This window comes from Sandaracinobacteroides hominis (genome assembly GCF_016464365.1).
GTDB classification, from domain to species: domain Bacteria; phylum Pseudomonadota; class Alphaproteobacteria; order Sphingomonadales; family Sphingomonadaceae; genus Sandaracinobacteroides; species Sandaracinobacteroides hominis.
Window position 1 is genome coordinate 1 of record NZ_JADCUC010000010.1, and the last position, 15,178, is coordinate 15,178.

At 61.4% G+C, this 15,178-nt stretch carries 10 protein-coding genes and 3 pseudogenes; 7 read left to right on the forward strand and 6 right to left on the reverse strand.

The features are described 5' to 3' along the window. Positions 1–157: 157 nt before the first annotated feature. The 5 genes and pseudogenes from IM784_RS15850 to IM784_RS15870 all read left to right on the forward strand — a co-directional run. Positions 158–1,798 (forward strand): annotated as a pseudogene (locus IM784_RS15850) (TonB-dependent siderophore receptor); the annotation flags it as partial. 11 nt (positions 1,799–1,809) lie between these two features. Next, positions 1,810–2,094, forward strand: a complete 285-nt coding sequence (locus tag IM784_RS15855; RefSeq protein WP_199556335.1) for a hypothetical protein — start codon at positions 1,810–1,812, stop codon at positions 2,092–2,094. Between the two features lie 17 nt (positions 2,095–2,111). Beyond that, positions 2,112–3,674, forward strand: coding sequence for a PepSY-associated TM helix domain-containing protein (locus IM784_RS15860; RefSeq protein WP_199556336.1), 1,563 nt, complete (start codon positions 2,112–2,114; stop codon positions 3,672–3,674). A gap of 273 nt (positions 3,675–3,947) precedes the next feature. Further along, positions 3,948–4,295, forward strand: a complete 348-nt coding sequence (locus tag IM784_RS15865) for a hypothetical protein (RefSeq protein WP_199556337.1) — start codon at positions 3,948–3,950, stop codon at positions 4,293–4,295. After that, positions 4,292–5,254 carry a tyrosine-type recombinase/integrase gene (locus IM784_RS15870; protein ID WP_199556338.1) on the forward strand — a complete coding sequence of 321 codons (963 nt, stop codon included), beginning with the start codon at positions 4,292–4,294 and terminating at the stop codon, positions 5,252–5,254. The genes IM784_RS15865 and IM784_RS15870 overlap by 4 nt, the downstream gene beginning before the upstream one ends. Before the next feature lie 630 nt (positions 5,255–5,884). Here IM784_RS15870 and IM784_RS15875 read toward each other — a convergent pair. The 4 genes and pseudogenes from IM784_RS15875 to IM784_RS15890 form a co-directional block, all read right to left on the reverse strand. Further along, the gene (locus IM784_RS15875; protein WP_199556339.1) at positions 5,885–6,217 is read right to left on the reverse strand and encodes a ribbon-helix-helix protein, CopG family; all 333 of its coding nucleotides are present in this window, start codon (positions 6,215–6,217) and stop codon (positions 5,885–5,887) included. Positions 6,218–6,649: 432 nt separating this feature from the next. Beyond that, a pseudogene (locus IM784_RS15880) lies at positions 6,650–6,833 on the reverse strand (integrase core domain-containing protein); the annotation flags it as partial. 69 nt (positions 6,834–6,902) lie between these two features. Continuing rightward, on the reverse strand, positions 6,903–8,276 hold the full coding sequence (locus IM784_RS15885; RefSeq protein WP_199556340.1) for a hypothetical protein: 1,374 nt from the start codon (positions 8,274–8,276) through the stop codon (positions 6,903–6,905). Then, a complete protein-coding gene (locus IM784_RS15890; protein ID WP_199556341.1) occupies positions 8,277–8,846 on the reverse strand; it encodes a recombinase family protein in 570 nt (189 codons plus the stop codon). It abuts the gene before it with no gap. A gap of 140 nt (positions 8,847–8,986) precedes the next feature. On the opposite strand from IM784_RS15890, the pseudogene IM784_RS15895 reads away from it, so the two are divergent. Next, positions 8,987–11,686, forward strand: a pseudogene (locus IM784_RS15895) (Tn3 family transposase); the annotation flags it as partial. An 852-nt stretch (positions 11,687–12,538) separates the two neighbouring features. Here the strand turns inward: IM784_RS15895 and IM784_RS15900 are convergent. Next, positions 12,539–13,369 (reverse strand): aldo/keto reductase, encoded by an 831-nt coding sequence (locus IM784_RS15900; RefSeq protein ID WP_199556342.1) that lies wholly within the window; start codon positions 13,367–13,369, stop codon positions 12,539–12,541. A 76-nt stretch (positions 13,370–13,445) separates the two neighbouring features. Continuing rightward, positions 13,446–14,066, reverse strand: a complete 621-nt coding sequence (locus IM784_RS15905) for a TetR/AcrR family transcriptional regulator (protein ID WP_017503026.1) — start codon at positions 14,064–14,066, stop codon at positions 13,446–13,448. 96 nt (positions 14,067–14,162) lie between these two features. Between IM784_RS15905 and IM784_RS15910 the strand changes: the two genes are divergently transcribed. Then, positions 14,163–15,152 carry a zinc-dependent alcohol dehydrogenase family protein gene (locus IM784_RS15910; protein WP_199556343.1) on the forward strand — a complete coding sequence of 330 codons (990 nt, stop codon included), beginning with the start codon at positions 14,163–14,165 and terminating at the stop codon, positions 15,150–15,152. Positions 15,153–15,178: the final 26 nt, after the last annotated feature.

Here is a 15,178-nt window from a genome sequence, read left to right on the forward strand (position 1 = left end):
AGCGACAGACCATCGAACATCGGCGCTTGCAGCACCGCAAGTTCGCCGCCTAACATCAACCCCCTGACGAGGTCCGCACTCCGCTAATCTACGCCGCGAGTTGTGCCGAATGTTCTGACGACGGACAACCAGCGGTGGTTACGGCCGGGCCACGGTCGATACCGAAGGCGCCTATCGCGTGGAGGGCGATGTCTCTCATGCACTGGATTCCGAAGGTCGCTTCCGCGTCCGAGGCGTCGGTGTCTACGAGCACAGCAACTCGTTCATCGACTATGTCGATGGCAACAAGGGCCTCGTTTATGCTGCGATAGACATGGACCTGACGCCCACCACGACCGTGAGCGCAGCGATTTCCTACCAGAAGGCAAAGGATCGGCCGTTTCCGGACTATCTCCCCCGCTATTCCAACGGCGACCCGTTGCCGGTTGGTCGCGAAACCTTCCTGGGTGCCTCGTGGAACCGCCGTACCGTCGAGACGACGCAGATATTCGGCGAAGTCACCCAGAAGCTGAGCGATGACTGGAAGCTCAAGGTCGGCATCAACCACCTCGATTCCAGCCGGGATTCGAAGACACTACAGGCCTCCGGTGCGGTCAATCCGGCGCTCAATGTCACGAATGCGCTGGCGGCCGCCAACGAACTTTCCACAAAACAGACGAGCATCGATGCCAATGTGGAGGGCCAGTTCCAACTGTTCGGGCGCGAGCAGGATGTGCAGTTCGGTGGCAATTGGCGCAAGCTCGCCAACGATCTGCTGAATGGCAGCCGATCGACGCCGCTTGGCATCAATGTGCTGAACTTCGATCCCTCAGCTTTCCCTGAGCCGGATATCCAGCCCAACCAGGGCAGCGAGACCACGGACACCACCCAATATGGCCTATTTGCCGCCGTGCGCCTGTCGCCCGTCGACCGTCTGCACCTGATCCTGGGCAGCCGCGTCAGCTGGTATGAAACCGTCTATGATTTCAAATATCTGCCGTTCCCCGGCCTGATCGATGACCATCAGGAATTTCGCAGGAATGGCGAGTTCACACCCTATGCCGGCGTGACCTTTGATTTCAGCGAAGCCTTCACTGCCTACGCCAGCTATACGGAGGCCTTCCAGCCGCAAAGTGCTCGGCAGCGGGATGGATCGTTCATCGCGCCACTCACCGGGCAGAACTACGAGTTGGGCGTGAAGGGCAGCTTTGCGGGCGGCGCCCTGCTGGCGTCGGCCGCCCTATATCGGGTGAAGCAGGTGAACCGGGCACAGGAAGACCCGGCCTTTTCTTGCGCCGAAGCCGATGCGCAGGTGCCACCGATGACGGGCCGCTGCTTCATTGCCGCCGGCGAAGTGCGCACACAGGGCGTGGAAATGGAACTGACCGGCCGCCCGACGCCAAATTGGCTGATCGCCGGCGGCTACACCTACGCCTCGAACAAGGTGCTGCGCGATCGCGACGGCGACGACACGCCGACCAACGCCGAGGGCAAACCTTTCTCCAGCTTTACGCCGGAACATATGCTTCGGCTGTGGAGCAACTATCGGTTCGAAGGCGCGCTGGACGGTCTATCTGTCGGCGGTAATTTCAGCTATCAAAGCCGCTGGCGGCAGGTGAACACCGCCACCTACAGTCAGGCGCCCTATGCGCTTGTGGGCCTGTATGCCGGATATGATGTTACGCCGAACCTGACGTTGGCGGTCAACATCCATAATCTGTTCGACAAGACCTATTTCGCCTCGATGAGCAGCACTTCCTTCGGCAACCGCTATGGGGCTCCGCGAAGCGCCCTGTTCACGGTGCGCGGGCGTTTCTAGGGGCTGGCGGGATGCGGCTTCCCGCCCGTGAATCCGCTTGGAGCGTGGCGGCGCGCGTCGCCGCCGCGCTTCTCGGCGGCTATATGCTGGCGGCTGCATCGGTTGCGCTGCTCTCCCGCCTGCTGATCCCGTGGCTGGGCAAGGTGGATGCCGTGTGGCTGGGCACGATGCCGGGCGCGTTGATCTTTGCGACCGGCATTGTCATCGCCTTTTCCGCGCGCAGTGCTGGCAGAGCCTGGTTCTGGCTCGTGTCTCTCACTGCCGGAATGGCGGCAACATGGCTGTTGCTCGCATGAGCAGTTTCCGGCCTCGCATGGGTTGGCTCCACAACTGGAGCGGGCTGGTTTTCGGTTGGCTGTTCTTCCTGATCTTCGTAACCGGAAGCTGCGGCTATCTGCGGCACGACATCACCCTGTGGATGACGCCGGAGCTTCGCGGCCTTGCGGATGCTGCTATTCCTCCGGGCGAGGCCGCGGACAAGGCCGCCAGCTGGCTGGCTGCGAATGCTTCCGGTGCCGAAGCCTGGACGATCAGCCTGCCCGACGAAAAAAGCCCGGCGCTTCGTGTGTCATGGGAAGGGAAATCGGCAGGCGAGCAACTGCTGGATCCGACGACTGGCCGTAAGCTCAAAACACCGCCACGCGAAACAGGCGGTGGCGATTTCCTCTATCGGCTCCACAGTGATCTGCATTTCGTGCCGGCCATCGTGGGGCGTATCCTCGTCAGCCTGCTAGGCGTATTGCTTTTGGTGATCCTGTTCAGCGGGCTGGTCGCGCATCGCCATATCCTGCGCAATATGTTCCGTCTGAGACGCGGGCGTGGATGGCGCACGCGGCTGGATTTGCACAACGCATCGGGTGTGCTTGTACTACCATTCCATCTGTTCGTGCTACTGAGCGGGCTTGTGACCGTGATGCTACTGCTCCAGCCTTGGGGGATGGTCTCCGTCTATGGTGCAGGCGGCCTCGGAGCCTTCTCGAAGGAGGCGTTCCCGCAGACGGCCGTTGCAGCGCCTTCCCACGCAATTGTCCCGTCCACGCCAATGCTTTCACCTCTCGTCGAAACTGCGCGGACGCGCTGGCATGTGGAACAGGTGGGCGAAATCCATGTGCACCAGCCGGGCAGGGCAGGGATGACCGTAACCGTCGCGCATCCGATCCATGGACTTCTGGCCATGCGCAAGCCGGCTGTCACCTTCGACCCGGTGGATGGGCAGGTGCTTGCCTCTGTCGACGAAAACCTGTCCCCTATTGCGTTGTTCCACAGCCAGTTTTTCGGCCTGCATGTGGCGCACTTTGCTGGTCCTGCACTGCGCCTCCTGTTCTTCGCGCTTGGGATGGTCGGGGCCTTCATGGTGGCCTCCGGCTTGTTGCTGTGGACAGACAAGCGTTGGCATGGCGCAAAGTCGGTCACAACGGTTGATCGGTTGAACGCCGCCGTCATCGCCGGCTTACCATTGGCGATCGGCGCTTATTTCTGGGCAAACCGGTTGTTGCCAGTTTCGATGGAGGCGCGCGCGGGAGCCGAGGCGGACGTGATGTTCGCTGCATGGGGAGCAGCGTTCGTCGTCGCCTTGCTCACGCCACCACGCGTCGCGTGGACTGCGCTGTTCGCCTTGGGGGGGGCGGCCTTGCTGGGCGCCGGGCTGGCCGACATATTCGGCAATCCTCCCGTCTGGAAGTTGGACGTGCTGCTGATCGCCTGCGGCATCCTGCTGCTATCACTTGGCGCACGCGTGCGGATTCATGGACGGGGAGCACGCATCGAGGCCAGCCGGACCATTGCAGCACCGTCACAACGGCCGTGGCGCAAAAGATTGGCGTGGTCGAGACGGCTGCGGAATTCTTCAACCGGCGCTCCGAGGGCTACACGCTAGATGATCTCGACCGCGTTCTTGACAAGGTGCCTAATCGGCCGCCCGAACCCGACGACGAATTGCCGGAAGGCTGGACGCCCGAACGCCTCCGTCACACCTAAGCATGGGGGCGATATGGTCAGGTTGACTGGAACCGGCGCTGGTTGACCCGAAACCCCAGAACCTGTGCAACTGAACCTGTTCTGCCATTTACTGTGACGAGATCTGTCCGTGCGGGATTCACGGCCTGCCCTATATGTGATAATGTCCTTTATCACATACTAAGGAGGATGTATGGCGAGGCGTCTGACCACCAATTCGCAGATCGATGCTTTCATCCAGAAAGTAACTGCCGACGCGTTGCACCACGCGCAGGGCGTTGCTGGCATAATAGGGCCATTCGAACAGGCTGTCCGGGCGTGCTTGAATCTGGCCATTGATACGGTCAAGGTGATGGAGCGCAACGGCGTTCTCGGGCGAACTTGCTGGATTGTGATTGGCGGAAACCGGTGGGCATTTTCCTATAGCCACCAGTCACGCGCAATCGAACTCAGGCTAGGAAGCACGCAAGGCCCGGTGCGTTTTCGGTTCGACAACTCCACGACACCAGCCTCCCTTGCCGAGCAGGTTGCTTGCCTATGAACCAGCTCACCCTCCGGCTCTCGCCCGTGCCGGCGTTGCCGGCCCTGATCGCAGTGGCCGACGAGCGCACCCAGCTTCGCTTTCTTGAGTTCTTCGGCGTCACCATTCGCAACCCGCATACGCGACGTGCCTATATGCGCGCCGCGGGCGATTTCCTGGCCTGGGTCGAAGCGCGCGGCATCGTATCGCTCGCCGGTGTGCAGCCGCTTCACGTCGCGGCCTGGGTCGAGGCGTTGGGGCGCGAGCTGGCCGCGCCCAGCGTCAAGCAGCAGCTCGCGGCCGTGCGGAGCCTGTTCGACTGGCTGGTGACGGGTCAAGTGGTGCCGGTGAACCCCGCCGCATCGGTGCGCGGGCCGGCGCATAGTGTGCGGCGCGGCAAGACGGCTGTTCTTGCGCCCGACGAGGCGCGCACCTTGCTCGACAGGATCGACATAGGCACCGCCGTGGGCTTGCGCGACCGCGCGCTTATCGGCCTCATGGTCTATTCGTTCGCCCGGATCGGTGCGGCGGTGACCATGATCGTTGACGATGCTTTCGTGCAGAATCGTCGCCTGTGGGTTCGCCTGCATGAGAAAGGCGGCAAGCGCCACGAAATGCCGTGCCACCACAATCTAGAGGAATATCTGTTGGCCTATATCGAAGGGTGTGGGTTGCGCGAGGACCGCAAGGGGCCGCTGTTCCGCACGATCGGTCGCAACACCAAGCGGCTGACTGCCACCCGCCTGCCCCAGCAAAGCGCTTTTGCCATGGTGCGGCGGCGCGCGGCGGCGGCCGGGATCGGGACGGCGATCGGCAATCACTCTTTCCGCGCCACTGGGATCACGGCCTATCTGAGAAACGGCGGGACCTTGGAGGCGGCTGCGACGATGGCGAACCACAGCTCAACGCGCACCACCCAGCTCTATGACCGACGCCCTGATGACGTGACGCTGGACGAGGTGGAGCGAGTGTTGATCTAAGGGGCGAGCGCCGGCGCACAGGCCCAGCAATCGTCCTGCCACTGGAGTCCGACCTGCTGCGCGCTGGCGGTGACCAGACAAGCGGGTGCTGTTTCTGCGCGACGAGTTCGCAGTGCTCGGCCGTCTCGATCCTGTCGAGCGCGCGATGGGGCTGATGGAGGGCTATCGGCCGAGAGAGGTGCGGTCGTGTAATACTGATCGCTTCGGCAACCGTGCTCACCGGCCAGATGGGGTTAGGTGGCCAAAGCACCTGACTGACCAGCTCAGCCAACAATGCGCTGGGAGGGACTACACCTAACGCACCGGAAAAACTTGTCATTCTTACATATTTTCAATGACATATCAGTCATCAAGACACGTCGCGCCGATGTGCAAAATTGGCACATCCCCGTGTGCAAGTTTTGCACATACGAATAACTATTTGAATTCACACCGATAAATCTCATATCGGGTATGTCGGGATAGGCACATGTTTTGCACATATATTGGGGTCTGGACTGACCTGCGGGCCGTTTGTTGGTCCATGCGGCCGGGGCAGTTGCGTCTGTCCCGCCTGCGGCAGCGCACTCCGCCGCACGTTCTCAGCTCGGCTTCAACAGCAGCCTCGCCGCCGGCCGACAGTGGTTGGAATCATTCGCCAGAACGACCCATGTCCTTCTTACGTTCCTGCATGACAGTGTAGTGGTCTTTGACGGCCTGGTAGGCTGCGGGGCTTTGATGGTATTTCAGAAGACCGTTAACGGCGAGGATGAGGTACTCTATTCGGTCGTTCGTGACGCGGACGGTTTGCTCGATGGATGCCAGTGGATCGCATTCCGGATCTTGGTATTTGTCACGCACAATCTCGTCCTGGATTAATTGCCGGATGAGCTCAGCGGTACTGATGCGGCGGGCTTTGGCGATCTTGGTGAATTCGGCATACGCAGGCGCGGGGAGCCATGCCTGTACCAGTTTACGTTCCATCCATCAGTTCTTCCGAAGGGCTGGCAGGATCGTTCGACCTCAAGAAAGCAGCGTGAGAATTGTGCATAAACTTGCGATTTTCAAGCTGCATACAAATGTAATACAATGAAGAGGAACACAGAATAATATCAATTACTTGAACGAATTATGCAAATTTATGCACAACTCGGGCAGTATGCAAATACGACTATCTGATTGATATTGAACGAAGAAATACAAGAACTCGGTGCGTAAGGTGTGTCATTTTTTCTCACATTATGGGAAAAATTGGGGCGGAGATCGGCTCTGGCTTCCGCTCCCTGGCACGGCGATAACCCATCGGGCCCTGCTGACCTGACCTCCAGTTTTCATCCGGTTTAGGTTAGAGCTTGGCGATGGCTTGATCCGACACCATTCTCCGGACCACCCGGGGTTAGAGTTTCCCGGCCAGTGTCACGGTGACGGGCTGGTTGCGTCACCGGGATTCATCAGCGTGATCGGGGGCTTGTCGCCGATGGCACCGTGCGGCCGATCCTCGTTGTAGTATCTGCGCCACTCCTCCAATTTTTCGCGGGCATCTGCAAGCGTCAGGAAACCAGTGGGCGTTCAGACATTCAGCCTGAAACTTGCCATTGAAGAGGGCATCGCGTGGAAGGTACGCCAGACAACGCTAAGCGAGAACATTTCAAGAACCGCATGATGGCCGTTACCGCCGGAGGTCGCTAAGCCCCAGTTCTTCCCACATCCATGTAAAGTCATAGGTGCCCATCGGATCGGCGGTGCCCGATTTTGCCGCGCCATTTTCGATATATTTGAGCCAGTCGGCTACCTTTACCCGCCCCGCCTTTGTACAGGCCAGAACGCGTGGCGTCTTGTGGCTGAGGGCTGGGACCGGCTCATCGAGCGTTTTCGTATATTCACGGGTCAGCATATCGTGAACGATACGCTCCATTTCATGCGGTGGAATATCCAGCGCCTCGTCCTGTGGCGTGCGGGCGGCATCGTCGGCCATAACCTGATCGAGCGTCCGGATTTCGGCCATAGGCGCGCTCACGCAATCACCAAGCCATTCGCCCATCTGGGTAATTGCTCGCTCCGCGCGGGCGGCACTGTTTACCTCGACGATCAGCTTGCGCCCTGCCAGTTCCACATTGGCAAAAACCGGCGTGCCGTCATCCATGGTCGTGACGAAGGCCCGCTTGCCTTTGGTCGCTTGCGGCTTCTTGTTCTTCGTCGCTGGTGCCAGCCAGTTCCAGAAACTGTCGCTGGCAGGTTCCAGCCATTGTGCCGCGTTCAGCCTTCGGATCAGGCTCTTGCCGACCACGCCTTTCGCCAGCGGAAAAACGATACGGTGGAACACCAGGTCATCGCCGTCGGCGTTGACCATATCCGGCGCGCTGCCGGGCATGGCCTTGCCCAGACAGTCGAGCAGCCACATGTTCGTGAACATCGGTCCCGATGCTCCCAGAAGCGCGTCCCGATCGGACGGGTCCGATTCCGCAGTGTCCTGAGTTTCGTCGGCAAGTCGGGAAAATGCCTCGACCACTCGCACGGCGCCCTCAGCGCTGAACGGCAACAGCGCTCCGGAAATGCCATGGCGCCCGTTCACGTCGACAACCCTTGCGGCGATCTTGTCCCAGTTGACCAGGGTCTGGGTTGCACCGTGTTCGCGCACCGTCACCGGAGCAACGTCGCGCAGCAGATCGCGCAAGGTCATCGACTGACCAGGCACGACTTCGCTGACCTCATAGAGCGACATGACCGTATCGCGTAACGCGCGCATATAGGCCTTGTTCGGCGCCTTTTCGTTCCAGCCCCGGCGCTTGAGATAGTCATCGACCAGATTGCGACCGTCGGGTTCCAGTTCCTGCGTAAGCAGATCTTCAAAGGCGCAGCCCCATAGCGGCCCTTGCCAGTGATCGCCAATTATCTCGAATATGGCGTCAGGCTCGAGTCCGGTCGCTTCGCTCGCCGGATCGAGATGCGCGGACAGCATTTCGGCCAATGCCTCATCCCATGGCGCGCGATCCGCATATTTCATCAGGCCGGAAAGATCGTGAGCCGATTTCGATCTGGACATTCAGATGGGCCTTTCCACGCCGAGGCGGCGCATTTCTCGATAGATGGTCGATCGGCCGATGCCGAGTTGTCGTGCTGCTTCTGTCGGCGAGATGCTCGCTTCGACCAGTTTGATGGCGGCATGTACCTTGGACATGTCGAGCGGCTGACGGCCGGGCAACTTGCCTTTGGCGCGCGCGGCGGCGATCCCATCCCTGGTTCGCTCGGAGATCAGTCTCCGCTCGAAATGGGCGATGGCCCCGAACACATGGAAGATGAGTTCGCCGGCGGCCGACGATGTGTCGATCTTTTCCTCAAGACTCAGGAGCGCGATGCCCTGGCCGCGTAGCGTCTCGACCGTGGTGAGCAATTCGGCGAGCGAGCGCCCAAGCCGATCGAGGCGGACCACCGCCAGCGTGTCGCCCTTGCGGGCATAGGCGATCAGTTCGGTCAGACCGGGCCGCTCCATGCTCTTGCCCGACATGACGTCGGTGAACACCTTGATCGCGCCGGCCTCCTCCAGACGCATGGTCTGTCCAGCCACGTCCTGATCGCCGGTGCTGACGCGGGCATAACCCAGAATATCGCCCATCCCGTGCGTCTCCCAAACGGTCGTTCTGTGGACGATCTGAAGGGCGATCGCTTCGCCCCATCCATATCCGTCCACATACTATGTCTCTTTACTCATGGCTGTCCATAGGCCCAGATGACCTTTTGTGGACGGGAATCGGAATGACGAAGCGTAAGCATCAACTCCTGACCGAGAGCGAACGCGATCAGATCCTCGCCATCCCGAGCGAGCGCGACCATCTAGCCCGGCTCTACACCTTCGAGCCTTCGGACATCGAGATCATCGGCGCACGACGGGAGCGACGGAACCAGTTGGGTGTCGCGCTGCAACTCGCGCTCTTGCGGCACCCGGGCATCACACTGGCGCAGTTGATACAGGACAAGGGAGCGATACCCCATGATCTCGCCGCCTTCGTCGCGGAACAACTTGGTCTACACGTAACCGACCTGGCCAACTATGCAGCGCGGGATCAGACGATGACGGACCATGCCCGCGAGCTGGCGATGCGAGCGGGCCTTCGTGGACCAACCCGCGCCGACATTCCCTTCATGATCGAAGCGGCCGCGAAAACGGCATGGGCGACCGACAAGGGGATGACGATAGCGATCGGCGTTGTCACCGCCCTTCGCGAGGCCCGGATTCTACTGCCGTCCATCTCCACCATCGAACGCGCCAGTAGTGCGGGACGCGCGCGTGCCCGCAAGCAGGCTGCCTACGCCCTGATCGCTGATCTTAGCGCCGAACAGGTCCACGCCCTCGACCAGGTCTTTGACGACGCCGGCGGCATGAGCCAACTCGCTTCGCTCAAGACCATTCCCGTTGCGCCCAGGCCCGATCACATCCGCCAGATTCTCGACCGCCTGCGGCAAGTGCGGAAGATCGGCATCTCCCCGGACGTGGCTGGCCGCATCCATGCCGACCGATTTCGGCAATATGTCAGGGAAGGCCGCGCTTCGCCTGCCTATATGATCGAGCGATATATTCCCTCCCGACGGCGCGCTACGCTGGTTGCGTTCCTGCTCGACCTCGAGGAACGACTGACCGATAACGCCTTGGAGATGGCGGACAAGCTGATCGGCAGCATCTTCACCCGCGCGAAGAACGCCCAGGCGCGCAGCTATGCCACCACGTCAAAGAATGTGGCGCGGCTGATGCTGATCTTTCGCAGGACAATCGACGCATTGACCGATGCGGTCGATACCGGCGAAGATCCAATGGAGGCCCTGGACGCATCGGTCGGGTGGAACACCCTCCTGAAGGCGAGGCCAGAAGTGGCGACAATCGCGGAAACCGCCAACCTTGATCCGCTGACGGTGGCGGCCGACCGCTATGCGACGTTGCGCAAGTTCGCCCCCGACCTGCTTGAGGCGCTCCAGTTCAGGGCCGGAAAGGGCAGTGCAAAAACGATCGCCGCCATCGAGATGCTGCGCGACCTCAACAGGTCGGGCAAACGCGATCTGCCTGCCGACGCTCCGATGCCCTTCCGCAAGGAATGGCGGAAAATCGTCGTGGGCGATGACGGCAAGATCAACCGGCGTCTCTGGGAAATCGCGACGATCGCGCATCTGCGCAACAAGCTGCGTTCCGGGGATGTCTGGGTGGAGCGATCGGCAGGATACCGCCGGTTCGACAGCTACCTGCTCAGCGAACCCCAGGCGAAGCCGATCGTGTCGGCTCTCGGTCTGCCACCCACAGCCGGCGAATGGCTCGAACAGCGGGGCCGCGAACTTGACTGGCGGCTTAAGAAATTTGCCCAGCGCCTGAAGCGCGACGCTCTGGAGGGTGTGCGATATCGCGACGACCGCCTCCAGATATCCCCCGTTCGCACGATCGCGACGCCCGACGCCGAAGCGCTGGCCGACCGGCTCGATGCCATGATGCCACGCATCCGCATCACCGAGCTACTGCATGAGGTGGCGCAGGAAACCGGCTTTCTTGCGGCGTTCACCAACCTGCGTACCGGCGAGCCGTGTCCCAATGAAAACGCGCTGCTCGCCACGATCCTCGCCGATGCGACCAATCTCGGCCTGTCGCGCATGGCGGCGGCGAGTCAGGGCGTCACGCGCGATCAGCTCCTCTGGACCCATGACGCCTATATCCGCGACGACAGCTACCGCGCGGCGCTGGCCCTCCTCATCAACGCGCACCACCGCCTGCCATTCTCACGAGTATGGGGCGACGGCACCACGTCCAGTTCCGATGGCCAGTTCTTCAGGGCCGCGAAGCGCGGCGCGTCGGGCGGCGATATCAACGCCCGCTATGGCGTCGATCATGGCTTCAGCTTCTACACCCATAATTCTGATCAGCGCGCGCCCTACCACGTCAAAGTGATCTCGGCCGCGACGCATGAGGCGCCCTATGTCCTCGACGGCCTCACCAGCCACGGCACCGATCTCAGGATCGTCGAGCATTACACCGACACCGGCGGGGCGACCGATCATGTCTTCGCCCTGTGCGCGATGCTGGGATTTCGCTTCTGCCCGCGCCTGCGCGACTTCCCCGACAGGCGGCTCGCGCCGATCGCGCCGGTCACGGCCTATCCGTCCATCACCCCGCTGTTGGGCAAGCGTATCCGCACCGACATCATCGGTGAGCAATGGGAAGACGTGCTGCGCCTCGTAGGGTCGATCAAGGCCGGCCATGTCGCGCCATCGGTCATGCTGCGAAAGCTCGCTGCCTACGAACGGCAGAACCAGCTCGATGTCGCGCTACAGGAAATCGGCAAGATCGAGCGGACGCTGTTCATGCTGGACTGGCTAGAAAATCCCGATCTGCGCCGGCGATGCCATGCCGGTCTCAACAACAGCGAGCAGCGCCATGCCCTGACGCAGGCGATCTACACATTCCGCCAGGGCCGCATCATCGGGGTCAGTACATAGAACGGACCCAGATATACGCTAAGCGCCGACAGCCCCGCTCAGGTGTCGGCAAACACCTGTTTTTCGTACATCCGTAAGAAATGGCGTGGTTTAGGACAGTGCTGCCGTTCCAAATTGATAGATCGGATGGCAGGTCCTGTCTGGAGCCGACATACATCGTTTGCCTGACTGGCATCACAGATCGGCAGAAAGTGGGCCGATTGTTGACCGTCCTCTTTTGGGGAGAAATCGGCTAAAGCTGCCGTCAAGCAGCTGACTCTTAATCAGCGGGTCCTAGGTTCGAGCCCTAGTGCGTCCACCACATTTCCCTTTTTCGTAAATCAGATACTGAGCTTGCGAGATCGGGCTATTGAGAGCATTTTTTGCTAAGCAGCTCTCTACGTAGCGGAGCGCTAATTCGGCGCTGCAGTGCAGTGAACGGTTCATGGCCTGCGCTCTGTCGAACTGAGCTTGAGCGAGTAATCGGCTCACCTTCCCGCCAGCGGCGCACGCTGGGATGGCAGCTCGGAAACTCAGGCAGCGCGGTGTCGTGCTGACAGCTAGGCCGCCCGAGCTTCGATCCAGAGCGCCCGATGGACAAGAATGACGCCCTTGGCTGGATGCCCTGCCAGCTCGGATACGCCCCATAGACGGTAAGAACGGTCAGACGGTTATTCGTGGAGGCTAAGAGCAGATTGGGGCCAGGGGCGTGATAGGCCTGGTGCTCGAACCGTCAGTCGCGCAGCACCCGCTCGATAGCGGTGTCGACACTGGTCCGATCACCGCACCGCTGAGCGCCTACCGCCGATCCGGTTTGCGTTCTGTTCCTTCGAGCGATAATATCGTCATCTGACGCTAAAGCATCTCGAGTGGACGGGGCTCGCGTGGCCTGGGAAATTCCGCATCGAGTGTCGCAATGTCGGCGTCGGAGAGCACGATATCTGCGGCCGCGCGGTTCTCCCGCACATGTGCAATCGAACTCGCTTTCGGGATGGCGATAAGGCCATCGTGGCGCAACGTCCAGGCAAGTGCGACCTGCGCAGGGGTTGCGCCAACCTGGGCCGCTACTTTGTCGAGGGCGGGATGGCTTGAGAGGCGTCCCTGCTCGACGGGACTATACGCCATCACTGGCACTTTGTGCTGGGCGAGCCACGGCAACAGGTCCAACTCAGGGCCTCGACGGACGAGATTGTAGAGGATCTGATCGGTCACGCAGCCATCCCCACCGGCAGCGACAAGCTCGTCCATATCGTCAGTATCGAGGTTGCTGACACCCCAATGCCGAATCTTTCCTGCCGACTTCAGCGCCTCCATTGCCTCTATCGTTTCGGCGAGCGGCACCGATCCCCGCCAGTGGAGCAGGTAGAGGTCGAGCCGATCGGTGCCGAGCCGCTTCAGGCTCGCCTCGCACGCACCGGCAAGGCGGGAGCGCGATGCGTTCTGTGGATACGCCTTGCTGACGAGGAACAACTGGTCGCGACGATCGCCGAGCGCTTCGCAGATCAGCGTTTCCGCGGCGCCATCGCCGTACATTTCGGCCGTATCGATGAGCGTCATGCCCAGTTCGACACCGGCGCGTAGCGCGGCGATCTCATCGGATCGGCGCTCGGGACGTTCGCCCATCTTCCAGGTGCCTTGACCCATCGAAGGAACCACTTCCCCGCCGGGCAATGTCACGTGTTTCATGTGCTTTCGTCCTATGAGATGAGTTCGACTGTTCGGTCGCCGGAGGCGCGATTGGCAGATGACCACAATGTAACGATCATATCGCGGCCGGCCATCGATCGAGTGCCATTTTGGCGATGGAGAGCAGTTCGTTGATCGTAGCGCCGTCGCGCGCCTGAACGGACATGCCTTCCATGACCGTATTGATGAATTTGCCCAGCACGGCCGGATCGGTGTTGGCCGCAAGCTCGCCCTGCGCGGCGCCGCGTTGCAGACGCTCGATCAGGAGGGCCTCCGCCGCGATACGCTTGTCGCGCAGCAGGCATTCGATGTCGGCGGACGCCGGCGAAACGGCTGCCGCTGCCGAATACATGAAGCAGCCGGCCGGCGTTCCAGGCTCCGAGAATGATGACGCCGCCCGTTCCAGCAGGCCTTTGACGGCCTCGTAGGTGGACAACGCCGGATCGTTGATGGGTGCATAGAGGTGGACGCTGAACGTCGCGGCGTAGCGCTCGATCACCGCCGCAAACAGCCCCGCTTTGTTGTCAAACGCTGCATAGAGACTGGCGGCGGCGACGCCAGTCTCCGCCACCAGATCGGCCATCGATGTCGCCTCGTAGCCGCGCTGCCAGAACAGCCGCACCGCCTTGTCGAGCGCAGCGTCAGTGTCGAACACACGAGGGCGACCTGCGCGGCGACGGGCTTTCGTCTCTGTCATCTCTGGTGCACGATATGGAACGATCGATAAATAATATCTTGAAACGAGTGGTTCCCTCCCTTACAGAACGATCACTAAATAATCAAGGAGTCTCCAATGAGCCACATCGTCCGTATCCACGAATATGGCGACGCCAGCGTCCTCAGGATTGAAGATGTGGCAGTCCCCTCGCCCGCGGCCGACGAAGTGCAGATCGCGGTGAAGGCGATAGGCGTAAACCGCGCCGAGGTGATGTTCCGCAACCATGCCTACCTTCAGGAAGCCGAGTTCCCGAGCCGCCTTGGCTATGAGGCCGCCGGCACTGTCGTTACGGTCGGCGCGGACGTGACCGGGTTTGCGGAAGGCGAAGCCGTCAGCGTCATCCCCCCGCTCGATATCGCGCGCTGGGGCACTTATGGCGAGGTCGCCAACGTGCCCGCCCGCCTCGTCGTCAAGCATCCGGCAGCGCTGTCGTTCGAGGAAGCGGCGGCCGTGTGGATGCAGTATGTCACCGCCTGGGGTGCGCTGGTGGAGCAGGCGAAACTCGGCGAGGGCGATTTCGTCATCGTCACTGCTGCCTCCAGCAGCGTCGGCCTTGCGGCCTTCCAGATTGCGCGGATGGTCGGCGCGACGGTAATCGCGACGACGCGTACCGGCGCCAAGCGCCAGGCCCTGATCGATGCCGGTGCACATCATGTCGTCGCGACCGGGGAAGAGGATCTGGTAGCGAGGGTGATGGAGATAACCGATGGTCAGGGTGCGCGCGTGGTGCTCGATCCGGTCGGAGGCCCGTCGTTCGAGCCGCTGACCGAGAGCATGGCACGCGGAGGCATCCTGCTCGAATATGGCGCGCTCAGCGGCGAACCGACGCCGTTCCCGTTGTTCTCCGTGCTGGGCAAGAGCCTCACGCTCAAGGGGTATCTCTACAGCGAGATCGTCTCGGACGATGCCGCCCTCGATCGCGCCAAGGCGTTCATCGTGGCGGGTCTGGAATCGGGCGCGCTCAAGCCGCGGATCGCGCGCACTTTCCCGCTCGACGCCATCCAGGACGCCCACCGCTTCCTCGAATCGAACGACCAGATCGGCAAGGTCGTCGTTACGGTCTGACCGGCATACCGGGGGGAGTGAGCGAT